Genomic DNA, 24241 nt, shown 5'->3' with positions numbered 1-24241 from the left:
GATCACCGGCACGCCCGGGAAAGAAGGCAAAGGCCGCTGCCCGGAGGCAGCGGCCTTCCCGGCACATCAATCTTCTTCGACGGCCGAGGTCTTGGTCTGGATGACCTTCTTGCCGCGGTAGAAACCATCGGCAGTGATGTGGTGACGCAGGTGCACTTCGCCGGTGGTCGGGTCGGTCGACAGCTGCTTGGCGCTCAGGGCGTCATGCGAACGGCGCTGGCCGCGGCGGGACGGGGTAACACGGGATTTCTGCACAGCCATGGGATTGCTCCAAACTCGGTTCGTTTTGCTTCGTCGTATCGTCGCGCAGGACGCCAGCGCCCAGCACACTTTCGCTTTCGCCGCAGCCGCCGACGACAATCCGGCTGCTATTGTTTCTTCAGAGCCGCCAACGCCGCAAACGGGTTGGCCTTCTTCGTTTCTTCTTCGCTCGGTGCCCAGTCCTTGTCGACTGCCTCACCGTCGGGTGACAGCGGGACCACAGGCAACGCCAGCACCAACTCGTCCTCGACCAGGTCCAGCGGACGCAGCTGGCCGTCTTCCGGCACCAGCAACGCCTCGTATTCCTCCGGCAGGGACGATTCCTCGTCCTCGTCGCGGATCAGGCCAAGCCTCTGGGTCACCTTCACCGGCAACAGGAATCGCTGCATGCTGCGCTGACAGGTCAGCGGCAACGCGGTGTCGATGGTCAGTTCCACATAGGATACCCGCAAGACGTCGTCGCGACCGAATTCAAGCGAGTAGACACACTCGCCGTCGGTATCTGCGACCAACCCCTGCAGGCGGGTCAATTCAGCCAGGGAGACCTGACCGTCGAAGCGCCTTCGCGCTACAACCATCCGCCAGGCATCCAGCGTTTCGGGCACGTTCGCGGACATAAGCCGCTGAATACTAAGGATCGCACCGCCCGCTGTCAAATGCCCGCCATACAGGACTTGCTGCTGGCGTTGCCGGCGGGCCAGACTGCCGCACCCTGCCCCGGTATTCTCGCATGTCACTGGTCCTGGCCTCCACCTCCCGCTACCGTCGCGAACTGCTGCAACGGCTGGGCCTGCCCTTCGACTGCGCACGCCCGGAGGTGGATGAAACGCCGTTGAACGGCGAGGGTCCGCTGGCCCTGGCCACGCGCCTGGCCGCCGCCAAGGCGGCCGATGTCGCCACGCGGCATCCGGGTGCCTGGGTGATCGGCTCGGACCAGGTCGCCGACCTGAACGGCCAGCCGCTGGGCAAGCCGGGCACGGTCGAGGCGGCCTGTGCGCAGCTGGTGGCGATGTCCGGGCAGACGGTACGCTTTCACACGGCAATCAGTCTGAGGCGGGATGGAGAATCCCTGGCCGCCCTGGATCTGACCGAAGTGCACTTCCGCGCGCTGGACTCGCAGGAGATCGCCCGCTACGTCGCCGTCGAGCAGCCACTGGACTGCGCCGGCAGCTTCAAGTGCGAGGGCCTGGGCATCAGCCTGTTCGAGGCGATCGACAACCGCGACCCGACCGCGCTGGTCGGCCTGCCACTGATCGCGCTGTGCGGCCTGCTGCGCAGGACTGGATTCGCGGTGCCGTGAACGGTAGAGCCGAGCCCTTGCTCGGCCGTTCTTTTCGAGGCTGCCCGCCATCTGTAGCAGAAGCAGCCGAGCATCGGCTCGGCTCTACAGGACCAGGGACCTCAACGAACCTCGAACGGCTGCTCCTGCCACGCCTCCACGCTGCCATCGCGCCCGTGCAGGCGCAGGCCGAGCCAGTGCCGGCCCGGCGCCAGCGTGGTGGTGTCCAGCGACGCGTCGAAGCCCACCGCCGGATGCTGCGGATCGGTACTGCCCGGCCAGGCGGGGCGAACGTCGAACACGCGCCCGTAACGCGCGTCACCGATCGAGCGGCCATCAACCAGCACTTCAACCCGCGCCAGCCCGACCCCATCCTTGAATGCCCACCCCTTGATGGCGAGCGTTCCGGAGACCTTTTCACCGTTGGACGGCGCATCCAGCCAAGCCATCGCGGGCGTTACGCAGGGCCCCTGTGCACGCTTGGCCGGCAGCCGGAACAGCAGGAACCGCTGGAAGCCATGATCGCTGCTGACCACGCGCGGCGCCGGCAGCGGCCCCACCTGCTCGCAGATGGTGTGGTAGCGCGCCAGCAGATCGCGGTAGCGCTGGTCACTGGGTGACAACACCAGCAGCATCGGCATACTGCGCGGGCCTTCGTGCAGCAGGTCCCACTGCGCCAGCTGTGCGGTGCGCCCATGCTTGTCGTTGAGCGGATGTGGCAACACCTCGATATCACCGTTGCCCAGCTGGAAACCCAGTTCGGCACCAACCTTGAAGTTACCCGCCAGCACACGCGTACCCGGTGGCATCTGCCGCAGTTCGTCACGCACCGCCACGGCCAGTGGCTGCCAGCCGGCAAAGTTGCGCGGGTAGTACTTGCTGCCGGCCATCTGCTCGCGCAGTGCCGGCGTGGACGCCATCAGGTAGTAGCCGAACGCCAGCACCGTACCTGCAGCAGCCAGCCACCAGCCGGTACGGCGCAGCCAGCGCGGCCAACCGTTGAGGACCACCGGCACGGCCACCAGCAACGCCAGGTAGCCTGGCAGCGGCCAGTGGAAACTGATCCGCTCGACATCGGTGAAGAAGCCCAGCAGGAAGATGCCCAGCGTCGACACCCCGCCCACCAGCCCGAAATAGCGCCACTGCACCCGCGCCCCACCGCCACTGCGGGTACCCGCGAGGGCGACCTTCCACATCGCGATGCACAGGATCGGCGTCACCAGCATCGGCTGGATCACCAGGAACCACAGCCCCTCCCACTCGAACGCCCACGGGTGGCGCTCGACCACCTGGAACTTCAGGCCGGCATCGTGGTTGTCGGCATTCCACGCCAGCAACGGCAGCCAGGCCAGCACGCCCACCGCCAGCGCCACCCATACGCGCGGGTCGGCCAGCATGCGACGGCCCTGCGGCAACGCCAGCAGCGCAATGAAGCCGACACCGATGACACCAATGAAACGGTAGTGGCTGAGCGCACCGATCAGCAGGCCCAGCGCCAGCTTCATCGCCGAGGACGCATCCACGCTGTGCAGCAGGCGTGCACCTGCGTGCAGGCAGATCACCGCCGCCAGCGCCATCGGCACGTCCGGCACCGCCAGCAGGCCCAGCGTGGCCGACAACGGCATCAGCAGGGTCAGGCTGCCCGCCTGCCAACCGGCCACGTTGCCGAACCAGCGCGTGGCGATGCGCACCACCAGCATCGGCAGCAGCGCGCCGATGGCCAGGAACGGCAGGCGCAATGCGAGTACGTGATGGCCACCGATCTCCACGCCCAGGCGTGCCAGCCAGGCGGTCAGCCCAGGCAGGTCGGAATAGGCAGCGGCCAGATGCTGGCCTTCCTGCCAATAGAACGCCTCATCGACGAACAGCGGCAGGCGCGCAGCCACCACCAGCTTGGCCGCTGTGACCAGCGTCCACAACCAGAGAAATATCGTCCGCGCGCGCTGTTCGCCTTGCATTGCTCTATGGATAATCGAATGGATTCCAGACCTGAGACGATCATGCCAGCCTCGTCCCCCAATCCCAGCATGCTAACCGATCAACTGCGCCAGGCCCTGCGGGAGGCACAGGATCAGGTGAACGCACTGGTGCTGGGCAAGGTGCCGGAAGTCAGGCTGGCCTTTGTCGCCCTGCTTTCCGGCGGCCACCTGCTCATCGAGGATCTGCCCGGGCTGGGCAAGACCACGTTGGCGCACGCATTGGCCAGCAGCCTCGGCCTCAGCTTCCAGCGCGTGCAGTTCACCTCCGACCTGTTGCCGGCGGACGTACTTGGCGTTTCGGTGTACGAGGCCGGCAGCCGCCAGTTCCAGTTCCATCCCGGCCCGGTGTTCACCCACGTGCTGCTGGCCGATGAGATCAACCGCGCACCGCCGCGCACGCAGAGTGCGTTGCTGGAGGCGATGGCCGAGCAGCAGGTCACCCTGGACGGACAGACGCATCCGCTGCCCGATCCGTTCTTCGTCATCGCCACGCAGAACCCGGTCGACCTGTCCGGCACCTTCCCGTTGCCGGATTCGCAGCTGGATCGTTTCCTGCTGCGCCTGGCGATGGGCTACCCCAGCGCGCAGGCCGAGCGCGAGCTGCTGCGCGGCAGTGATCGCCGCGACCTGATCGCACGCGCAGTGCCAAAGCTGGACGACACCCAGGTGCGTGCATTGCGTGAAGCGGTTGGCCAGATACATGCCAGCGACGCGCTGATCGACTATGTGCAGGCGCTGCTGACCCGCAGCCGACACCATGCCGGCGTGCGCGTAGGCCTGTCACCGCGCGCGGGACTGGCCCTGCTGCGTGCCGCCAGGGCACATGCGCTGCTGCTCGGCCGCGGGCATGTGGTGCCCGAAGACGTGCAGACCCTGTTCGTGGCGGTGGCCGGCCATCGCCTGGTGGCCGAAGCCGAATCCAGCTCCGGGCCGGCGCTGGCGCGGGCGATCCTGCAGACCGTCGCGGTGGACTGAAGGTGGCCACACGCTGGGCACGCATGCAGCTGCTGGCACGCCCCCGCAGGCCCGAAGCCCTGCCGCAGCGACTGGACCGTCATCGCATCTACGTATTACCGACACGCTTCGGCCTGTTCGTCGCCACCCTGCTGTCGGCGATGCTGCTGGGCGCATTGAACTACAACAACAACCCGGCCCTGCTGCTGGCGCTGCTGCTGGCCGCGGCAGCGATCGCCAGCGCCATCGCCGCGCACCTGCAACTGTCCGGCATACAGATCGATGCAATCTCCGCCGAACCAGTACCGGCCGGGCATCCCCTGCGCCTGCGCGTGGACCTTTCGTTGCGCGACCCGCGCGCGCGCCACGGGCTGCATCTGCAGCTGGGCGCAAGCGAGGCCTGGGTTGCACTGCCTGCACACGGTCGCGGCGAAGTGGAGCTGGATGTTCCCAGCGAGCGCCGCGGCTGGCTGGAACTGCCCCGCATCCGCCTGTCGAGCACGCAGCCGCTGGGACTGGTGCGGGCATGGTCGTGGGTGTGGCCGGAGCAACCGCTGCTGGTCTACCCGCTGGCCGAGGCCCAGGCACCGCCCCTCCCGGAAAGTGGCAGCGATCCCCTGCACACCCGCGCCCACGCCACGGGCGAAGAGCTGCATCAGCTGCGCCCCTATCGTGCCGGCGATGCCCCGCGCAGCATTGCCTGGAAACACTCGGCGCGCCGCGACAGCCTGCTGGTACGCGAGTACGAGAAGCCGATCGGCATCGAAGTGGTGCTGGATTGGCGCACGCTGGCAGCGCTGGACCATGAAGCGCGCATCGCACGCCTGGCACGCTGGGTCGACATGGCCGAACGCGAAGGCCGTCGCTATACGCTGCTGCTTCCGGCCCATCCGCCGTTGGGGCCCGCCCAGGGTGCCAGCCACCACCACCTGTGCCTGCGCGCACTGGCATTGATGCCCCATGACTGAGCCTGCCGTCCTGCTCGACCGCAACGCCCGCAGCTGGACCCTGGCCAGCGCAGCGCTGGCGCTGCTGCCACTGCTGCTGCAGCTGCCGCCGGTGCTGGCCAGCGTGATCGCGATCGCCGCCGTGCTGACCGCTGCGCTTTCATGGCGGCGGCTGCTGCCGATGCCGGTCCGCCTGTTGCTGGTGCTGGCCATGCTTGCCGCCATCGTCTGGCAGATGGGCATGGTGCGGCCGGGCCGCGATACCGGCTGCGCATTGCTGGCAGCGATGCTGGCGATCAAGTCCAGCGAGCTGCGCAACCTGCGCGATGCGCGCAGCCTGCTGGGCTTCGCGTTGTTCTCGCCGTTCGCGGCCTTCCTGCTCGACCAGGGGCCGCTGACCACCGGGCTGGCAGCGCTGGCCGCAGTTGCCGCACTGCTGGCCCTGCAACGCCTGGCCCTGGACGAGGGCCACAGCCCTCGCCTGCCGCTGCGCGGACAACTGCGTGGCGTCGGCCGCCTGCTGGGGATCGGCCTGCCTCTCGCGCTGGCCTGCTTCTGGCTGTTCCCGCGCTTGTCCACGCCGCTGTGGGGCGTACCCGAGCGAGCGGTGGGCACACCGGGACTGGCTGACAGCATGGCGCCGGACCAGTGGCTGGACCTGATGGCCGACGACACCCCGGCGTTGCGCGTGCAGTTTTTCGGCACGGTGCCCGAGCCTGCGCAGCGCTATTGGCGCGGCCCGGTGCTGACGTCGTTCGACGGCCACCGCTGGAGCCGCGATCGCGCGACGGCCGGGCGCCCCGCACCGGTAGTCGAAACCGCCGCACAGGGTTGGGACTACCAGATCGACTACGAGCCCACCGACCGTCGCCTGCTGGTGGCACTGGACCTGCCCAGCCGCGCACCGGAGGGCAGCAGCTTCGATGCCGACATGAGCCTGCGCAGCGACCGCACGCTGTCCGCGCTCAGCCGCTGGCGGTTGCATTCGGCGCCGCCGCAACGGTTCGACACCGATCTTTCGCCCTACCTGCGCCGCGCGGCGCTGCAGCTTCCGCCCGGCTTCAATCCGCGCACCGCCCAGCTCGCGCGGCAATGGCGGCAGGAGGCCGGCAGCGATGACGAGGCCATCGTCCGCCGTGCGCTGCAATGGATCACCCGCGACTTCTCCTACACGCTGGATACACCACTGGCGGGGCGCGATCCGGTCGACGATTTCCTGTTCAACTACAAGGCCGGCTTCTGCCAGCACTTCAGCTCGGCCTTCGTAGTGCTGATGCGCAACGCCGGCATTCCGGCCCGGGTGGTCACCGGCTTCGCAGGCGGTACCCGCAACCGCATCGGCGACTACTGGGTGGTGCGTCGCATGGATGCCCACGCCTGGGCCGAAGTCTGGCTGCCGCAACGCGGCTGGGTGCGGGTCGACCCGACTGCCGCCGTGGCACCCGAACGCATCCTGGACACCCTGGACGACCGCCTGCGGGCCGGCACCGATACCCCGCTGCAACAGCGCTGGCTGCAGCTGGGGCAGATGGGTGACTGGCTGCGCCGCGGCTGGAACGACCTGGTGCTGTCCTTCGATGCACGCCGCCAGCAGCAACTGCTCAAGCCGTTCGGGCTGGATGACCTCGGGCCGGCGCAGCTGGTGACCGGATTCGTGGTCGCCGCCCTGCTGGCACTGGCGTGGATGGCCTGGCTGCTGGCCCGCGGCGAGCGCGAGCGCGACCCGCTGCTGCGCGCCTGGCACCGGCTCGGGCGGCGGTATGCGCGCCTTGGCCTGGCCCGCGAACCGCACGAAACCGCACAGGACTGGGCACAGCGGGTTCACCGGCAGCGACCCGACCCGACCCTGCTCGCGCTCAGCCAGCGTTTCGCCGACGCGCGCTACGCTGGAACTTGCACCGACCTCGCTTCATTATTGCGGGACCTGCGCAGGCATCGCCCGACTTCCGGAGCCTCCCCATGAACACCAAGTTCCTCCTCACCGCTGTGGCCACGCTGGCCCTGTCGGCCTGCGCCACGGCCCCCAAGCCGCTGCAGGGACAGTTCAGCCTGGTTTCCCCGCGCGACTCGGTCGCCACCCAGCAAGTCGGCACGCCGGTCCGATGGGGCGGCCGCATCATCGAGACCAAGCCCGGCCAGGGCGAGACCTGCTTCCAGATGATCTCGCGCCCGCTCAACGCCAGTGGCCGCCCGAACACCACCTCGTCCGACGCCAGCGACGGCCGCTTCATTGCCTGCCGCGCCGGTTTCTACGACCCGGCCGTGTTTGAAGCCGGGCGTGACGTGACCTTCATCGGCAAGATCGACGGCTACCAGAACACCCGCATTGGGGACTACGACTACCGCCTGCCGAAGCTGTCGGCCGATGTGATCTACCTGTGGCCGGAACAGCGCCAGGTCGATGTGGTGCCCTACCCCTATGGCCCGTGGGGCCCGGGTCCGTGGGGCCCGTACTGGGGTGGCTACGGCCGTTGGGGCTGGTGGTGATCGCCCCCCAGCCCGCATGATCGGAAAAGGCCGCCTCCGGGCGGCCTTTTTCATCCACGCATGCGTGGACAGGGCTTCAACGCCCCGGCGTACCGAAATGCCCCAGCGGCGTGCCGGCCAGCAGGTGCATGTGGATGTGGAACACGGTCTGCCCGGCATGTTCGCGGCAGTTCATCACGATGCGGTAGCCGTCCTGCGCGAAACCCTCGCGGCGCGCGTATTCGGCAGCGGCCAGGGCCAGCTTGCCGACCAGGTGCGCCTGCGACGGCTGCAGGTCGTCCAGGGTCGGGATGATCTCGTTCTTCGGAATGAACAGTACGTGCACCGGCGCCTGCGGTGCGATGTCCTTGAAGCCCAGCACCTCGTCATCCTCATAGACGATGGTGGCCGGGATCTCGCGACGGATGATCTTGCTGAAGAGGGTTTCGTTGCTCATGGTCGGCCTCGGCGGGAGTGTCTTCCGCATTGTAGGCCGGCCGCGCCGGGTGATGCCCGGGTGGTCCTCAATCGCGGAATTCGCTGCGCGTCCCGAACGCGTGCGACAGCGTGCCGCGGTCAACGTATTCAAGCTCGCCGCCAAGCGGCAGGCCCTGTGCCAGCCGGCTGGGCTGCACCTTGCGCGCGCGCGCCAGCTGCGCAAGGTAATGCGCGGTGGCTTCGCCTTCGACGGTGGCACTGGTGGCGATGATCAGCTCCTGTACCTCACCTTCGGCCAGCCGCTGCTCCAGCTGCTCCAGGCCCAGCTCGCGCGGGCCGACGCCATCGAGCGGCGACAGCCGGCCCTGCAGCACGAAGTAGACACCGCGAAAACCCGTCGCGTTCTCGATCGCGAGACGATCGGCCGGCGATTCAACCACGCACAGCTGGCTGCGCTCGCGGCTGCTGTTGGCACAGGTCGGGCACAGCTCGGTTTCGCTGAAGTCGCGGCACTGCACGCAGTGGCCGATACGCTCCACCGCCAAGGCCAGCGTTTCGGCCAGGCGCTGGCCGCCTTCGCGCTCGCGCTCGAGCAGGTGGTAGGCCATGCGCTGCGCCGTCTTCTGGCCTACGCCAGGCAGCACCCGCAGTGCGTCGATCAGTTGTTCAAGCAGGGATGCGGACACGGCGGCATGCTTTGATGGCGCCGAGCGAGCTCGACGGCTACAGATTCTGTGGCACCCGCTTGCACGGATGCCACGCTGGCAATCAGAACGGCAGCTTCATGCCCGGCGGCAGCTGCATGCCGGCGGTGGCCGAACCCATCTTCGACTTCGACTCGGCATCGATCTTGTTCGAGGCATCGTTGAAGGCGGCGGCGATCAGGTCTTCCAGCATCTCCGGGTCGCTGGTCAGCGACGGGTCGATGCGCACCTTGCGGCATTCCTTGGCGCCGGTCAGGGTCACGCTGACCATGCCGCCGCCGGCACTGCCGGTCACTTCGATCCTGGCGATTTCTTCCTGGGCCTTCTGCAGGTTTTCCTGCATCTTCTGGGCCTGCTGCATCAGTTGAGCGATATTGCCGCGCATAGTGTCTTACTCGTCAAAAGAACGGATGGAATCGGAAACAACCCGGGCACCGTGCTGTTGGATCAGCACCTGCACTTCCGGGTCATCCATGAAAACAGCCTCTGCCACCTGCTGCCGCTCGCCACGCTGGCGGTCGGCACGCTGATGCAGGGTCTCGGCCGGAACGTGTTCGGTTTCCACGGTCTCGACCACGATCTTCGGCGCCTGGCCCAGGGCCTTCTCCAGCATCTCGCCCAGGGCAGCCAGCGCGCGCTCCGAGCGCAGGTACTCAAATCCGGGCGAAAGGCCCAGTTTCAAGGTCCCGTGCTGGCAGCTGATAAAGGCAGCGTTGGCAGCCAGCTGCCGCGAGGGGCCGCTGAGGCCGCTGTTGGCGACCAGGTCCAGCCAGTCTTCGGCAGTGGCCAGCTCGCTGACACCTTCCTGCGGCGCGGCCTCACGCGCCGGAGCCGGTTCGGCCGGCGCAATGGCAATACCTTCGGCGCGGAACGAACGCTCCGGCGGCGCAGGTTCGCCTGGATCCGCGGCGGGAGCCGGCGGTTCATGCCAGGGCGCGACCATGGCGGCATCCGGGCCGGCCATCTCGGCCGCCAGGGCCCCATCCCGCGCCTCGGCTTCGTCGGTGGCCCACGGCGGCAGGTCATCGCTTGCCTCTACAGCGATGGCAGGCGCCGGCGCCTCGGCCTTCACCGGCGGCTGTGACACGGGCTCTTCCACCGGCACCGGCTCGGGCTCAGGCGTCGGATCCGGCTCCGGTTGCGGGGCCGGCTCGGGTTCGGGTTCAGGTTCGCGCGGTGCAGCCACCGGAGCGGCCACCTGCGACGCTACGGCCGGGCTGGCCGAAGCGGCGGCAGCGGCCGGCGTCGCTTCATGGCTTCCGGCACCGGCGCCACCACCGGCAGCGTTGCCACCCGGCGTGCCACCCGCCGCACCGTCGACGGCCTTCGGCACCGACGGTACCGCTGCGGCCGGACGGAACGCCAGCATGCGCAGCACCGCCATTTCAAAGCCCGCGCGCGGGCTCGGTGCCAGTGGCAGGTCGCGACGGCCATTCAAGGCCATCTGGTACCAGAGCTGCACCACTTCCGGGCGCAGGCGCTCGGCGAATGCCGCCACATCCAGGCCTTCCGCGACGGCGGCGCCCGGCACCAGCTGCTGCACCTGGATGCGATGCAGGCCTTCGGCCAGCGCTTCCAGCACGCCACTCCAGTCCGGCGAGAATTCGGCCAGCGCGGCCACCACCTGCAGCAGGCGCGGGCCATCGCCCTCGGCCAGCGCATCGAGCATCGCCGCCACCTGGGTGCGATCCACAGTGCCCAGCATGGTGCGCACCACGTCCTCGCGCAGCGCGCCGCCGGCATAGGCGATCGCCTGGTCCAGCAGTGACAGGCCGTCACGCAGGCTGCCGTCAGCGGCCTTGGCCAGCTGCACGATGGCGCTGCCGTCGGCCTCGATCTCTTCCGCCGCCAGGATGCGGGTCATCTGGCCCTGGATCTGGTCTTCGTCCAGGCGCTTGAGATTGAACTGCAGGCAGCGGCTGAGCACGGTGACCGGCAGCTTCTGCGGGTCGGTGGTGGCCAGCAGGAACTTCACGTGCTCCGGCGGCTCTTCCAGCGTCTTCAGCAGTGCGTTGAACGCCGCCTTGGACAGCATGTGCACTTCGTCGATCAGGTAGACCTTGTACTTGCCGCGCGAGGGCATGTACTGCGCGTTCTCGATCACCTCGCGCACGTCGTCCACGCCGGTGTTGGACGCGGCGTCGATTTCCAGCAGGTCGATGTAGCGGCCGGCGTCGATGTCCAGGCAGGCGGCACACTGGCCGCACGGGTCGGCGCTGGTGCCCTGCTCGCAGTTGAGCGACTTGGCGAAGATGCGCGCGATGGTGGTCTTGCCCACGCCACGGGTACCGGTGAACAGGAACGCGTGGTGGACCCGGCCGCTGTCCAGCGCGTTGCTGAGCGCACGGACCACGTGTTCCTGGCCCACCAGCTCAGCAAAACGCTTCGGACGCCACTTGCGGGCAAGGACGAGATAGGACATCAGGCCACCGTTTTCCATCGGATGTTCCATTGTGCCATGCCTGTCCAGCCCCTTCGCCAACAATGCCCCCGGATGCGTCCCTGATCTGGGCGCTTGTGTCCGGCCGCGCCGCCCGCTAGAATCTGCGCCCCTGCTGAGGCGTTTGCCGATGGCAGGGATCCGGAGAGGTGTCCGAGTGGTTGAAGGAGCACGCCTGGAAAGTGTGTAAGCGTCTAAACCGCGCTTCGGGGGTTCGAATCCCCCTCTCTCCGCCAAATGCATCCAAGCCCCTGTTTTACAGGGGCTTTTTTGTTGGCGGAGAAATCGCAGGCAGGGCACAAATCGGGTCACAACTCCGATGGCACTTCCTCACTACCTAATGCAGGCCGCCTCCGGCCGTTACGTCTTCCGCATTCGCGTTCCTTCCCCTTTGAGGGCCAAGGTGGGGCGGACCTTCCTGAAACGCTCGCTGGGCATGGATCTGCTGCCCGCTCGGGTAGCAGCGTTGGCCCTATCCGCCCGCTATGCTGCGGTTTTCACCGCCATGCAGGAAATGGGGATGAGCAAGGAAGACGTAGATGCGCTGGTTGCACAACTGCGCAAGGGCCGATTGCCAGAACTGACGTTGGAGCGCACGCAACTCGCCGACGGCACCATCGTCGAGCGTTGGCAGATGGACAATGACGATGACGTCCAGCTCTATCGTCAGGCTACCGCCCCACGCGGTCGACAGGCCGAGTTGGCGGCGCTGTATGAAAAGGATCCACTCATGGCCATGTTGGACGGCTACGAGCCCCCGGCCCCCAATCCGGCACCGGCATCGGCGCGTATGCCTTCTCCGCCCAGCCCCGTGGCGGAAGCCATTTCCGTAGCCAAGGCTCGCGACGCATGGCTGAAAAGCCTTGAGGGATCCACCACGCCCAAGACCCTCACCATCAAAGGCACAGCCATCAACATGCTGGTGGACTACATCGGCAGCAGCCGTCAGGTGCACACCATCGGCCGGCCGGACATGGCTCGCTTTTATCAACACCTGCGCGACAAGGGCAACAGCCCCCCTCCGTCTACAACAAACAGTCCTACCTCGGCGGCGTGGGCGGCTTCTTTGACTGGGCCACCAAGTCCGGCCACTACCCTGCCGTGGACAACCCGGCCAAAGGCCACGTGCGTTACACGGCGAAAGAAAAACGCCAACGGAAAAAGCTGGGCTTCCGTGCCTTCACGGTGTCCCAGGCCCAAGTGCTCTTCGCCCCAGTGCACTTCGTTAGGCTTTCCCCCGGCGCACGTTGGGCTGCACTGCTGGGCCTCTACACCGGCGGCAGGGCCAGTGAAGTCGGGCAACTGCTGCTGACGGACGTGGCGCAGGCCGACGGCGTGCCCGTCCTTCACGTGACCGACGAAGGCGAAAACCAGCGAGTTAAAAGCGAGGTTTCCAAACGGGCGGTGCCGATCCATGCCGACCTGCTGACGCTGGGCTTCCTCGACTATGTGCAGCGGCTGCGGGACCGTGGCGATACCCGCCTGTTCCCGCAAGCAGCCACCAACGCCAAGAACGGACCAAGCAGCCACCAACGCCAAGAACGGACCCGGAAACTGGATTTCTAAAGCGTTCGGTTATTACCTGGGCAAGCTTTCGGCTGATTGGCCGAAAGCCAAACGCGGCTTCCACAGCCTTCGCAAGAGCGTCATCCAGGAGATGCAGACCGCTGGCGTCGCCTCGGAAATGCGGGCCCAAATCGTCGGCCACGAACTGGACGACGAACACCATGCGACTTACAGCCGGGAGTTCACCGCCACCGAGAAGCTACACGGTGCCGGCAAATCCCCCGGCCTTTCGGTGCTGGCCTATGGGCTCAGCCTGGACGCCTTGCGCCCCTTGTTGACCGAACTGCCCGACAGCAAGCCCAGCAACCGAGCCAAATAGCGGGCCTCGATCTCTCTGAACCAACCAAGCTGAGCCTTTGGATGGAATTCACGGACGCCCACCATCGCGTGCAATCGCACGCGCTTCGAGGTGGGCTATGCCTTTTTCACGGAGCTGAGATCGCAGAGTTGGGTGGGTAGCCAATCGCTCACTGATCACCAGCAACGCACCGATGATTTCCGCCGGATCCCAGCCATCTGCTTCAGCGGCGATGGTCAATCCGCCTAGCACGATTTTTCGGTGGGCGTCCGCCGAACGGAACAGCTTGGCGCGCTCCTTGGCTTTTTCCCGGGCCACTTGGCGGGCCTCCCGTTCTTTCTGTTGCCGCTCCACCAGGAGGAGTTTGGCCTGCTCCTTTGCAGCCACCTCCAGCAACTTGGAGATTTTCAGTTTTTGCTTTTCAACATTTGCCACGACACACTCAAAAATAGCCTTGATAACCAATGCAACCAGAAAGTTGGCCGAAGGCAAGGGGGCACCGCCCCAGTATTTAGCGCGAGCAAGCAGCGAGCGCCGCTTTTGATCTTGGCTAAAAAGTTGACAGTTTTTGCGTGCATGGGACGCTGGATACAGGGGCCAGCGAGCGCAGCGAGCAGCCCGGTTCTCCTGCGGTTTTCAGAGGGTGCGAAGCGCCCGAAGAAAACAACAAGAGCGCGGTTATGCAAACTCCTTCGGAGTTTGCCCGCGGTCAGGGGCTTCGCCCCCGACACCCCGCGAGCGCTTACGCACTCGCTGCCCCCTTCCGCCGGACGCCCCCACAAGTGGGGGCTGGCGGGCTTTCCAACCCCTGGGGACCGCGTGGCCATTTACCGTTGCGAAATCAAAACTGTCAGTCGAAGCCAGGGCGCCAGCGCCGTGGCCGGCGCGGCCTATCGCGCGGGTCTGGATCTCACCGACCTGCGCACTGGTGAACGGCACGACTACACGCGCAAGAACGGGGTGGTCGCCTTTGGCATTCTTGCCCCGGCCGGTTCCCCCGAGTGGGCCCAGGACCCGGCCCAACTCTGGAACGCGGCCGAAGCCGCCGAGACACGCAAGAACAGCGTGGTGGCGCGGGAGTTCCTGGTGTCGTTGCCGCACGAACTCACCGACGACCAGCGCGCCGACTTGGCACGCGACCTCACCGCCCACCTGGTGGGCCGGTTTGGCTTTGCGGCCATGTTCGCCGTTCACGCGCCGGACAAGAACGCGGACGAGCGCAACCATCACGTGCACATCCTCGTCACGACCCGGCGCATGGAGCCCACCGGACTGGGCGCGAAAACCCGTGAACTGGACGACCGCAAAACCGGTGCTGTGGAAGAAGTTCGTGCAAAAGTGGCCAGTACCATCAACCAGCACCTGGAACGTGCGGGCTTGTCCGCACGCGTGGACCACCGCAGCCTGTTGGACCAGCAGGTGGCGGCCGCCAACGCGGGGGACTTTGCCCGCGCCGCCAAGTTGGACCGCCAGCCGGAACCCAAGGTGGGCCGCACGGCGACCGCCGCCGCTCGTCGGGGCAAACGCAGCCCCCGCGCCGAACGCGTCCAGCGGGTGCGCACCGAGAACGCCCATCACGCCCAAGCCCAGGCCGACCGCTTCCGCGAACTCAAAGCCCAAGCTGCCGTCGATGGGCGGCTTCAGCACGTGGACGAGCAGGCTTTGCATGCCCGCGCCTTTTTGGAACGCAGCGAGGCAGGCCGGGCCAAGCTGGCCCAAACCATCCCCGCCGTCCCACCAAAGACCGCCGTTCCGCCCACTGCGCAGCGCCCGGCTTCCCGCCAGACCGGGTCGACCATGGCCCGGCGCGCCACCAAGGTGGCCGGTCATCGGGTGGGAGGCGCAGCGCCCCGGCTGGCTCCGCACGTCCACACAAGAGTGATCGGCAACGGTTCCAAGGAGAGCGAGCAGGTGGCGCGTGTGGCCAACGCCTGGCTGGCCACCCTAGAGAAGGATTTGGCTGACCTCTTGAACAAGGCATTGGCCTGGGGGCAGGCCCACCGGGATCCACTGCCCCGTGCCCTGGCCCGAGACTACCTGCACGCCGAAGGCGAAGCCCAGATCGCGACCGTGTTGCGGGACCAAGCCACCGCCGAGCTCAAACAGGCCCGTCGCGATAGGCACGATGCGCGCCATTACCGGGACAAAGGCCAGGCGGGGTTGAAGGGCGCCGGCAAGCTGGCTGACCGCCTGGGCTGGACGCCCAAGTCCCTGCGCGACTTGCAGGACGCGGCCAAGCTCTCCGAGGACCAGGTGGCCATGGCCAAGCAGTCCGAGCGCTTCGCTATAGCCGCCCATGAGAAGGCTACGAAGGAAGCCGAGCGGCAACGCCAGCGGCTCTTGCAAGCGTTCCACAAGGCGCACCCCACCGAGGACTTCCGGTTCCCGGGCCAGTGGCCGCCAGTGGCGCCGTCGCCCACAACTGAGCAGTCACCCAGCAAGCAGCCTGGGGCCGGCACCGGCTTTCTGCCTCCGCGGTTGGAGCCCCCGCGCTTTCGACGGTCCGCACCGCGTTAAGAACGCAAGTGCAGGTCCTGTCAGGGTGTGACGCTGTCGCCCGTGTATGCCTTGATGAGGCCCAACACCTCTTTCTGCCGCTCAGCGGGCAGTCGGGCCACCAACAAGATGACTTCCGCCAACACATCCGAGCTGGCGTGGAAGTAGGCCGGCGGCACGCCGAGCGCCTTGCTTAGTGCTTCTAGGGTCTCGCCGTCGGGCTCTCGCTCCCCACGTTCGTAGCGGGACAGGCGGGACGAAGCCGATTTCTCACTCATGCCGATCAACGCCCCCAGTTCGACCTGCGACAACCCGGCGGCCTGACGCGCTGCACGGAGGCGAAGGCCGAAGACAGAGATTGCGGGCAACGGAGCGGGCATGGGGGACGGGCAACGGATCAGCTCCTTAGTCTGCACGCACTGGCATGATAAGGCACGCATCTGCCAATATGGCAGATGCCGCCATCCGGCGGACAGCCAAGGAATTGATCATGAAGACCGTTCGCACCGTGTTCGCATCGGTGATTGCTGCTGTGAGCCTTTCTGGATGCAGCAGCAATCAGCCGTCCGTCGAAGAAGCCCAAGCTGCCATCGGGGCCACTTTCATTCAGGTTTCCAGCGGATCGATGACCGTGACCGGCTATCGGGACTTCACGCTTTCGGATTGCCGAGACGCGGCCCCGGCCGATGGGGTCGTTTGCGACTTGGCAGGCGACGTGGTCCTGAATATCTCGGGCACCGAGCTGGTGCGTCCCATCATCGAGCCGGTTCGTTTCAGCAAGGCCAATGGCATTTGGACGGCGCACAGGCCCTGACCGCATGAACTCCTACGCAAACGTGGGTTGCGCGTCGGTTCTTCTCGGGGGAGCCGGCCTCGTCTTCGTCGGTGGCGGCTTGGAGATGCTCCAGAACGGAAGCTCATTTGGGTGGCTGGCGGTCTTGGGAGGCATTGGCACCTGGCTGGTGCTGGCCTTCCTCTTCTGGATCACCCACCGGGCCAACCGACGACGGACGTGGATCAACCGCCAGCCTGTCCCCCATCACGCAGAACAGGGTCTCCCCGCGGGGGCTTCTGGCGGGGCTTCCTTTGGACTTGGGCTGCGGTCATCGCGGCCCAAGTGCTAGTGTTTTTAGTCGCTGGCTTTGCCGATGTGCTTCCCAATCCCACGCAAGTCCGGGGCCTGGCAGCGGTGGTAGGGCTGTTTCTGTTGCCCGTTCACGTGGCTTTTCCTGTTCTAGGCGGGTGCGCCTACCGTGTTGTTCGCTCGACCAGAATTCCGAGGGCGGGAGGAACTAACCCTAAACACTGATGGCCCGCGCAAAGGTCCGACCTTCCACTGTGCCCGCGGAAGCTAAATCAATAACTTTCTGGAGTGCGTCCGCATGCACTACGTTACCCAAATTCATCATCGACGGAACCACTGGAACTATTGCCGTCGCCGTAGGGATGTCCCGTTGAACGAGCGTGCCCTCGTTGGTAAAGAGCGGTCCTGAGGCCAATACGCCGAGCAACTGAGCGCGCGTTCCAGGCGTGTATGAATTATCTTTTGTTCTGAACATTATATCTTCGAAAAGAAAAACGGGCGACCCGCTCGACCCGGGAAAGCAGGCTGCATCAATAACAAATTCTTGCCGTCCATTCCATTTCAAAAATGGATGTGACGCCGTGCTTCCTCGCCTCGCCAGCGGGCGATTGTTATGTTCATCCCAAAGTCCGTTAGGGTAGCCAATCATCATAATGGGCTCGATTGCGCGGACGTTTTTCCTTTCATCATGTGGGACAAGGAAATTCTTGTGCAGGAACGTATTCCTAATGAATAACCCAATGTTCTGTACGGCCTCGAAGACATCGCCGACATAAAATGCACACAGATCGACGTCCGCATCTGGGTGGAACACTATTCGTTGCTGGCAGCTTGGAATGAGGAATGTCCGGTGCACATCGCCCGGCGCAACCACCAGCTCGCTAACATCGTCCGATGAACTACGGGTTGTCACAGTTATACGGATCTCGTTGTGCCCGTTTACGACATGCTTATTCGTGAAAATTAGGGGGAAGCTCCCTTTCCCTTCCGGCGTATCAATTTCGACTAGATAGAAGAATCCGGTGCCCACCGACACTGACACACCGTTGCTCCCACACAGTAGCCGGACCGTCGACATAGAGATGTAGGTTGCTGGGTTCACGCGTCCTCCTTGGATACAAAGACACCCTTGGCTTGACAACGGCCAAGGGTGCCATAGTTTGAATTCATGGCCCCCGAGCTTGACCGGCGCGGAGGCGAGCAAGGTAGAAGGCAGCTACACAAGCCCAGGCAATGGCCCCTTGAGGTCAGCGTAACAAGCCTCGGCCATCTGGCAAGCCCTCCCTCTCGCCTTCCCTTCACTCCCGCTTGGACGGCCTGCGTGATCAGCACTAGGCGGGGATGGTTCGTAGCCATCAAACGGTTCTGCTGGTCAGCCCATCATTGGGCAAACGCGCGGCAACCGAGGACTGCGGGCAAGGAGTAAAGCACCCGCGTAACTTGGGTCTACGTGAGACCGTAGGCGAACGCTGGCTCAGCCGCAGCCCGAGAGAGACGCCCGCAACAGACCGTGGGCGGCGTGGACCGGGGGCAGCAGCGGCGACGCTGTGAACCATGCTGGGCCGTCGTGGGGTCGCATCCCACCGGTACACCCGCAGCCGCAAGGCACTTCAACCGCGGGCCGACCATCTCGTTTTTCCTGACCCTCACGGGTGGGGGGCTCGTGCCCTTGCGACCCGCAAAACGGGTCGCAGGGGGGCGCGCTGCCAGCGCCCCCCCGTTGCTCAAGACCGCCGTTGGCGCCTTTCGCGGCCGAGGGGACACTACCAGGAAAACACGCGCACGGGCTTCGTCGCTGGGCGGGCTGCGCTTGGGCTCAACAGCCAAACCACGGGCGGCTGCGCCGCCCTTCTGGCCTCGCTGCCGCTCGGCTCCCCTTGCAGGGTAAAGGCAAGAGGCGGCGCTCCTGCGCCGCCGGGCTTGCGCATCAGCGAAACGCGTTAAACACTGGGGATGGACAAACTCACCCGCCTGGCAGCGGCACGCGCTGCCGAAAAACTGCTGAAGGCCGCTGGTTACAACACAAGCGGCAAGAGCCTGCGCCGAACCATGAAGAAAAAGCGCAAATCCGCCAATGCCGCTAAGCAAGGCAAGAAAACGGGGGAAATGCGTGGCAGCCTCGCTCGCCGATCGATGGGTTGACAACGCCTTGGGCTATATCAGGTTTGGAGCATCGACACTTCAAAGCCCCCGCGCAAGTGGGGGCTTTTCTTTTCAATCCTTGCAGCAGCTGCCCGAGGCGGCAACCGCTTACAAGGCGCTACCCACAATACAGGGCACATCCCCGGCGCTTCACTCCAGTGCACCTCAAATTGCACTCTGTCGGACATGCAGGCGTGCGGCCCGCGTTTGCCCGACCCGACCTGGCTGTCATTGGCCGTTCAAAATCCTCAAGAACGGAACTGCAAAGCCTTCAAAGTAATCTCGATGATCCTGCAAGAACTCTTCAGCGAACAACCTCGCTTCTTCCTTACGGCCCATCAGATACAGGCAAGATGCCACCCGTTCCGGATAGGCACCGAGCATCGGCACGCGTTCTTGCAACAAGGGAAGTAGCCGCTCATAGGTGCCGATGGACAACGCATACGACAAGCCGGCATCCGAATACAAACGCGCCAGCCGAGCCGCTTGCGCTGCAACATCAGTTTCCCGAGTAAAACGAAAAGCCTGCTCCTTAGGTGCCAGCTCTCCCATGTGAACCGCATAGGTGGATGTGCTTCGGCTGTACTTCCGCCCCTCAAGGGAGGTATAAAGTTTCATGATAGGCACCACATGAACGCCGACGAATGGATTGATATCGAGATACTCTCTTTCCAAGCCAGTATTGAGCCCAACCCAGCAATGGAAGCCATGTTCCATCGGCCAGTCCACATCCTGCATTCGATAGCGCGTAAATCCTTCCACCTCAAGCGCCTCATAGCACTTGAGTAGAACAGCCTTCTTGAAGGCCGCATCGCAATGTCCAGTAGCACTCATCAGCAACGCTTCACGTCATAGCACTTCATTTGCGTCGGCTTTCCTGGCTCAAGCCCCGCTTTTTCCGCGTTCGCTCCCCTAGGCGTCACCGGACGACCTGCATCGACATCAGCCTTGATAGCCTTTTGCCCCGAACTTAGTTGAGCACCACCGCTCTTTACTTCCACAACACCCTTATCCTTCGTCACGATGTCCGCCACGCTTCGTTGACCGGTAGATGCTTCCAGTGTAACGCGCTGCCCTGCCACCTTTTCACCAAGCGCTTGGGCTACAGCCTTTTCAGCCCGAGCGCCTTGCGCCGCGTTCTCGGCCATCCTGACGGCCTTGATCGTTGCCCCGGCGCCGCCTGGCACAAATGGGACAGCAGCTGCCAGAGAATCGACGGCCACGCCAATCGAATCAACGACACCTGCACCAACATTGCCTTCGCTAAAGTTTGAGTAGGCGCTGGTTGCCCCCAAGGTTATGTTCGCAACATCCCACACGGTTTCGACGATGCGACCGTCCGGATCTTTGAATTTGTATGGATTTCCGTTCGCATACCGATACCGATTGAACTGCCCCACAGGCTGCTCATACGCCGTCACCGGGTCTACGGACAGGAAGACACCCAACTGCGGATCCATATACCGCTGCTGCATGTAACTTAGCCCGGTAGCCGCATCACTCACATGTCCTGTGTATCCAGGCCCATCCGTGACCTGGCCACCGACCACCGCCCCATAGGGCTCATAGTCATAGCGCTTGATCACCTTGCCATTGGCATCGGTCTCTGCAACAACAGAACCAAGCGCATCGGTATGAATGTAAGTGACGGTCTGCGCGCTTACGGGCGGCACGATGGACAGCCCCACCAACAGCACACAGCAAAGCCAAGCACCTAGGGCCGTCAGCTGCCGAAAATACTTCTTCCATTCCCTGACGTGGGTAAGCCCCCCACCTGCCGCTCCGAACCTGAGCATCCTTCCACTCCCTGAAAGAGCCTTCCAGCAAGGCTTTGCATTGATAGCACAGGAATGGGCTGGTCCGGTATCGCTGGACCACTGATGGCACGGCCGTTATCAGAGTTCCCTGCGCACCTCGACAAGCCCGTCCGACCTGGACGCCCTCAAAGATTCACTGCCGCCGTAGGACACAGAACTCAAGGTGCCATCCGGCAGAGCGAACGGCTACAATGCCCGGGGCACAAAACAGGGCACACTCCCGAATTGTGAATGCCAAGCGGTTCAAGGGGTTGGGTCGGTCTCAACTGGATCCCCCTCTCCCCGCCAAGTTACGAACTAAGCCCCTGATTTCAGGGGCTTTTTTCTTGGGTTCGTATGTGGCCCCATACCCCGACCCATACTTCGTCAATTCGTTGATTCCTGGGACGCGAGAGTGCACGCAAGCAGTTTCAGATGACCGACCTGCGTGCATCGCGAAGCACGCCGCTCCCTCGCCACCGCCTCTGACAGCCGTAACGAAATGAGGTGCCGCATGCGCAAGGTCCTGAGCGCGCGTAGCAGCATGAGCGTCCAGGCAAGCGACCAACACCAAGAGCTGCTGCGCGCTGCGCGTCAGCGGCCCGTAGAAGCAGTTGAGAGGCAGTTGAGCAGATGGGAGGGCGCAGGCAGTCCAGCGCCGTGCGTACCCCGGCGTGCGCACTCGTCTCCCCGCCACGCCTGCGCACTTCATAGGGTGCTTTTTCTGCATCACCTGCACAAAGGCCAGGAACAGGCCCAGCAAGGCTATGGATGACGTTGAGAGGGCATCCAACTACCTGCGAAACCCTGCGCCAAAGGGATATCTGGCAGGGGCATCAGCCACCAAGTGGGAGCCAGATTCGCAGACACCAGGAAGAAGCGAAAACAAGGCGTCCAACAGTGTCCAAGAAGAAAACTCCCACTACTTACAGTGTTTCAGGAAGGCTATGAATGAGGGTCTGAAACAGAAAACGTGTGGCGAGCATCGCACTGGCAGATTTGCCAACAGTTTCCTTGGAATGCCTTGTAGCGCAGTGCTTTTCAGCCATCTCTGCTCTCAGATTGACACCCACATTCCAGCAACAGTTTCCGACATTGATGCTTTTTGGTGTTTCAAGTGCGGCAGGTGTTGCGCAAGTCTAATATGCAATTTAAATCAATTAGTTACGGCACCATCGCCGATTCCGGCCACGGTGTAACACAGGTGTTACCGGTGTTACAGCCTACCCGCCGCGACGCCCCCTCGAAGACCTGCCCGCCTCGCTCCTGGCGCCGACTTCGGTGGTCAAGCCATCGGGGACTGTGATATGAGATATGACGATGGGGTCTTGGCGAAAGGCTCTTTCAAAGGGATTGGAAGGATGGAACGGCTTGGGGGAATTGCGTGCCGCGCGTCTGCGCGCCGAAAGGGGATGAGAACGCATTTTGGCAAGCTGAGCGTCTTGGGCGCTTGGCTCTGCTGGCTGCTGTTGGTGGGCCTGGCACTGCCGCCAATCGCAACTGCTCAGACGGTCACTTACATCCATACCGATGCACTTGGCTCGGTCGTTGCCGAAACCGATGAAGCTGGCAAGGTGATCAAACGGTACGACTATGAGCCCTACGGGGGTGTCGTGGACGGACCGGTTAAGGATGGGCCTGGCTACACTGGGCACGTGAGCGATGCTGCCACGGGGCTGAGTTACATGCAGCAGCGCTACTACGATCCCCAGCTGGGACTCTTTCTCTCTGTAGATCCCGTCTCACCAAACGACAAACCGGGCTCCGCCGTCAACCGCTATCGATACGCTGCGGGCAATCCCTACAGATTCGTTGATCCTGATGGTCGCCAGGAACGGGCGGCGGAGAGACATGCCGACTCGGTGGCGAGCTCACCCTCTGCATATGATACGTTCGGCCCCGCAGCACTTGCGGTAACAACAGCGATTGTGCGCGCGACGCCAGTTATTGGGCCTGCTGCTGCATCGGCAATGTCTGGCTCCATTAATTCGGCGCAACCACTGGCCCTGCCAGCACCAGCACCTGCAGCGCCCTCTGCGCCAACTCCTGCCGCTGCCCCGGCGACACCTTCTGGCCCGAGCTATGTCGTCTCGTCGAACGGAACAGCATTCCCGGTGCCCGCAGGCGCGAGCGGACCAACTCCGGTCATCAACCCCGCAGGAAAACAGACCGGCGTCGCATTTACTGGGGGTGCCGGAGGCAGTAATGGGCAAGTAGCCACCATGCGGATGATGGACCCAACCCCTCCCAGGGGAAACAGTCCTGGATATCCAGCTGGCTATATCAAGTACGAGAATGCTGGAAAGCAAGGCGTAGATCCGCTCTCCGGGAAAACGCTACCTAATTCGAAGTCTCACTTCCCAGTCAGATAGGCCTGAACATGATCGAGCACCAAGCGGAAGCCCTCCGGCCATTGATCGGGAAAAATGTGACACTGGGGATTGAACATGGCATGGCCACGATAGGTACGCACGATGGCTGGGAGTTGCATATCTACAACTCTTTCAGCCTCCTTAGCGATGGCATTGCGGAGAACCCTCCGCGCTCAACGCTGAGCTTGGTGCTGGAGGATTGCCGTTTCGATCACGAGACAATGGTTGTGCAGTTTTCTAGAGGGGTCACACTCACAGTCGACTTAAGTGACGATGGCTACTCTGGCCCAGAGGCGATGCAGTTGAATAGTCCAGATGGAACTATCGTGATCTGGAACTAAGTTCGATGCAGCAGCCGCTACTCGCACTGGGATCGCCCCTGTTTCGACTGAGGCAGTAGTTTGACCTCGCCCCTGCAGGGGTAGGCATTTAGCTCGCTGAACGTTCTATTTCGAAGGGGGCAAAAGTGATGACCTCCTCGCCGATCCATTCGTTGGCCATGGCCAAGCGCGATTGCAAGGGAGCCAGTTCCATCGACGCCCACACGGTGGCCGCATCCCGAATCGAGCCGAATCCACCGGCATTCTGCGGGACGATACCCAACAGCTGCGGGGGGATGCGCAGCGCGGCCAGAATGTCATCACGAGTCACACGCTTGATGCCGGTGAACTCATCCTTGGCCGCCACTTCGCTGATCGGGATCAGCTGCAAGCCATCCTTCTTGCCATTGGGCGAATGCACGAACAGGTTGCGGAAGTTGCCCGGCCCACGCGAGTCTCGCAGCGCCTCCTGCAAGGCGTCTACGTCCATGCCCTCCGGCTGCGGATCGGTCATGTAGAGGATGAACCCGGCGTGCGAGCCGTTGGTGTAGTACCTGCGACGGAACAACTTGGCCGATTCGTTGAGCAGCGCCGACTACGGCCAGCCACTCCGGCAAGACGAATGGGGCCGGCGGATCCTGCCGCGCGGTCATTCCCACGTGTGGAAAGCATAGCCCAGAAGCCACTGCGCCCCACTGC

22 protein-coding genes, 1 tRNA gene and 2 pseudogenes are annotated in these 24241 nt (G+C 64.2%); 12 read left to right on the top strand and 13 right to left on the bottom strand.

What is annotated here, in order from left to right; translation table 11 throughout:
* Positions 1 to 66: 66 nt before the first annotated feature.
* Together rpmF and ACZ75I_RS04530 are read right to left on the bottom strand one after the other, a co-directional pair.
* Positions 67 to 261: a 50S ribosomal protein L32 gene (gene rpmF / locus ACZ75I_RS04535; RefSeq protein ID WP_005408308.1), complete on the bottom strand. Its 195-nt coding sequence runs from the start codon at positions 259 to 261 to the stop codon at positions 67 to 69.
* Positions 262 to 368: 107 nt separating this feature from the next.
* The gene (locus tag ACZ75I_RS04530) at positions 369 to 878 is read right to left on the bottom strand and encodes a YceD family protein (RefSeq protein ID WP_284448109.1); all 510 of its coding nucleotides are present in this window, start codon (positions 876 to 878) and stop codon (positions 369 to 371) included.
* Positions 879 to 991: 113 nt separating this feature from the next.
* Between ACZ75I_RS04530 and ACZ75I_RS04525 the strand changes: the two genes are divergently transcribed.
* Positions 992 to 1561, top strand: a complete 570-nt coding sequence (locus ACZ75I_RS04525; protein WP_472958752.1) for a Maf family protein — start codon at positions 992 to 994, stop codon at positions 1559 to 1561.
* 101 nt (positions 1562 to 1662) lie between these two features.
* On the opposite strand, the gene ACZ75I_RS04520 is transcribed toward ACZ75I_RS04525, so the two are convergent.
* Entirely contained in the window at positions 1663 to 3498 is a 1836-nt protein-coding gene (locus ACZ75I_RS04520; protein WP_099494682.1) for a glycosyltransferase family 39 protein, read from the bottom strand.
* Between the two features lie 42 nt (positions 3499 to 3540).
* On the opposite strand from ACZ75I_RS04520, the gene ACZ75I_RS04515 reads away from it, so the two are divergent.
* The 4 genes from ACZ75I_RS04515 to ACZ75I_RS04500 are packed head-to-tail and all read left to right on the top strand — an operon-like array spanning position 3541 to position 7907.
* Entirely contained in the window at positions 3541 to 4494 is a 954-nt protein-coding gene (locus ACZ75I_RS04515) for an AAA family ATPase (protein ID WP_472959043.1), read from the top strand.
* Between the two features lie 23 nt (positions 4495 to 4517).
* Entirely contained in the window at positions 4518 to 5441 is a 924-nt protein-coding gene (locus ACZ75I_RS04510; RefSeq protein ID WP_472959042.1) for a DUF58 domain-containing protein, read from the top strand.
* Positions 5434 to 7383 (top strand): transglutaminase TgpA family protein, encoded by a 1950-nt coding sequence (locus ACZ75I_RS04505; RefSeq protein WP_472958751.1) that lies wholly within the window; start codon positions 5434 to 5436, stop codon positions 7381 to 7383. Before ACZ75I_RS04510 ends, ACZ75I_RS04505 begins: the two co-directional genes overlap by 8 nt.
* Complete coding sequence (locus tag ACZ75I_RS04500) at positions 7380 to 7907, top strand: Slp family lipoprotein (RefSeq protein WP_005415498.1); 528 nt, start codon at positions 7380 to 7382, stop codon at positions 7905 to 7907. Before ACZ75I_RS04505 ends, ACZ75I_RS04500 begins: the two co-directional genes overlap by 4 nt.
* A 76-nt stretch (positions 7908 to 7983) precedes the next feature.
* Here ACZ75I_RS04500 and ACZ75I_RS04495 read toward each other — a convergent pair whose 3' ends face one another.
* The 4 genes from ACZ75I_RS04495 to dnaX all read right to left on the bottom strand — a co-directional run bounded on the left by ACZ75I_RS04495 (position 7984) and on the right by dnaX (position 11468).
* Positions 7984 to 8343 (bottom strand): histidine triad nucleotide-binding protein, encoded by a 360-nt coding sequence (locus ACZ75I_RS04495; RefSeq protein WP_472958750.1) that lies wholly within the window; start codon positions 8341 to 8343, stop codon positions 7984 to 7986.
* Between the two features lie 67 nt (positions 8344 to 8410).
* Positions 8411 to 9010 carry a recombination mediator RecR gene (recR, locus tag ACZ75I_RS04490; protein ID WP_180869522.1) on the bottom strand — a complete coding sequence of 200 codons (600 nt, stop codon included), beginning with the start codon at positions 9008 to 9010 and terminating at the stop codon, positions 8411 to 8413.
* An 82-nt stretch (positions 9011 to 9092) separates the two neighbouring features.
* Positions 9093 to 9413, bottom strand: coding sequence for a YbaB/EbfC family nucleoid-associated protein (locus tag ACZ75I_RS04485; RefSeq protein WP_019659509.1), 321 nt, complete (start codon positions 9411 to 9413; stop codon positions 9093 to 9095).
* A 6-nt stretch (positions 9414 to 9419) separates the two neighbouring features.
* Positions 9420 to 11468: a DNA polymerase III subunit gamma/tau gene (dnaX, locus tag ACZ75I_RS04480; RefSeq protein WP_180869527.1), complete on the bottom strand. Its 2049-nt coding sequence runs from the start codon at positions 11466 to 11468 to the stop codon at positions 9420 to 9422.
* A 143-nt stretch (positions 11469 to 11611) separates the two neighbouring features.
* On the opposite strand from dnaX, the gene ACZ75I_RS04475 reads away from it, so the two are divergent.
* Positions 11612 to 11704: transfer RNA gene (locus ACZ75I_RS04475), tRNA-Ser, on the top strand.
* A gap of 83 nt (positions 11705 to 11787) precedes the next feature.
* Positions 11788 to 13353, top strand: a pseudogene (locus ACZ75I_RS04470) (DUF6538 domain-containing protein).
* Positions 13354 to 13401: 48 nt separating this feature from the next.
* Here ACZ75I_RS04470 and ACZ75I_RS04465 read toward each other — a convergent pair.
* Complete coding sequence (locus tag ACZ75I_RS04465) at positions 13402 to 13824, bottom strand: conjugal transfer protein TraD (RefSeq protein WP_472958749.1); 423 nt, start codon at positions 13822 to 13824, stop codon at positions 13402 to 13404.
* Between the two features lie 327 nt (positions 13825 to 14151).
* Here ACZ75I_RS04465 and mobQ point away from each other — a divergent pair, with 327 nt between their 5' ends.
* Positions 14152 to 15849, top strand: coding sequence for a MobQ family relaxase (gene mobQ / locus ACZ75I_RS04460; protein ID WP_472958748.1), 1698 nt, complete (start codon positions 14152 to 14154; stop codon positions 15847 to 15849).
* 20 nt (positions 15850 to 15869) lie between these two features.
* Here the strand turns inward: mobQ and ACZ75I_RS04455 are convergent, their stop codons facing one another.
* On the bottom strand, positions 15870 to 16208 hold the full coding sequence (locus ACZ75I_RS04455; RefSeq protein WP_472958747.1) for a helix-turn-helix domain-containing protein: 339 nt from the start codon (positions 16206 to 16208) through the stop codon (positions 15870 to 15872).
* Between the two features lie 110 nt (positions 16209 to 16318).
* On the opposite strand from ACZ75I_RS04455, the gene ACZ75I_RS04450 reads away from it, so the two are divergent.
* Positions 16319 to 16642, top strand: coding sequence for a hypothetical protein (locus ACZ75I_RS04450; RefSeq protein WP_472958746.1), 324 nt, complete (start codon positions 16319 to 16321; stop codon positions 16640 to 16642).
* A 484-nt stretch (positions 16643 to 17126) separates the two neighbouring features.
* Here ACZ75I_RS04450 and ACZ75I_RS04445 read toward each other — a convergent pair whose 3' ends face one another.
* Positions 17127 to 18014: a S1 family peptidase gene (locus tag ACZ75I_RS04445; RefSeq protein ID WP_472958745.1), complete on the bottom strand. Its 888-nt coding sequence runs from the start codon at positions 18012 to 18014 to the stop codon at positions 17127 to 17129.
* Between the two features lie 851 nt (positions 18015 to 18865).
* Here ACZ75I_RS04445 and ACZ75I_RS04440 point away from each other — a divergent pair.
* Positions 18866 to 19054 carry a hypothetical protein gene (locus ACZ75I_RS04440; protein ID WP_472958744.1) on the top strand — a complete coding sequence of 63 codons (189 nt, stop codon included), beginning with the start codon at positions 18866 to 18868 and terminating at the stop codon, positions 19052 to 19054.
* A 228-nt stretch (positions 19055 to 19282) separates the two neighbouring features.
* Here ACZ75I_RS04440 and ACZ75I_RS04435 read toward each other — a convergent pair whose 3' ends face one another.
* Together ACZ75I_RS04435 and ACZ75I_RS04430 are read right to left on the bottom strand one after the other, a co-directional pair.
* Positions 19283 to 19888: a hypothetical protein gene (locus ACZ75I_RS04435; protein ID WP_472958743.1), complete on the bottom strand. Its 606-nt coding sequence runs from the start codon at positions 19886 to 19888 to the stop codon at positions 19283 to 19285.
* Entirely contained in the window at positions 19888 to 20850 is a 963-nt protein-coding gene (locus ACZ75I_RS04430) for an RHS repeat domain-containing protein (protein WP_472958742.1), read from the bottom strand. The genes ACZ75I_RS04435 and ACZ75I_RS04430 overlap by 1 nt, the downstream gene beginning before the upstream one ends.
* Positions 20851 to 22157: 1307 nt before the next feature.
* Here ACZ75I_RS04430 and ACZ75I_RS04425 point away from each other — a divergent pair.
* Complete coding sequence (locus ACZ75I_RS04425) at positions 22158 to 23222, top strand: RHS repeat-associated core domain-containing protein (RefSeq protein ID WP_472958741.1); 1065 nt, start codon at positions 22158 to 22160, stop codon at positions 23220 to 23222.
* An 8-nt stretch (positions 23223 to 23230) separates the two neighbouring features.
* Positions 23231 to 23563, top strand: a complete 333-nt coding sequence (locus tag ACZ75I_RS04420; RefSeq protein ID WP_242894218.1) for a hypothetical protein — start codon at positions 23231 to 23233, stop codon at positions 23561 to 23563.
* An 88-nt stretch (positions 23564 to 23651) separates the two neighbouring features.
* Here the strand turns inward: ACZ75I_RS04420 and ACZ75I_RS04415 are convergent.
* Positions 23652 to 24159 (bottom strand): annotated as a pseudogene (locus tag ACZ75I_RS04415) (phage portal protein); the annotation flags it as partial.
* Positions 24160 to 24241 lie beyond the last annotated feature (82 nt).

Source organism: Stenotrophomonas sp. X, from assembly GCF_055721025.1.
This window is presented reverse-complemented; position numbering and strand designations above follow the sequence as displayed.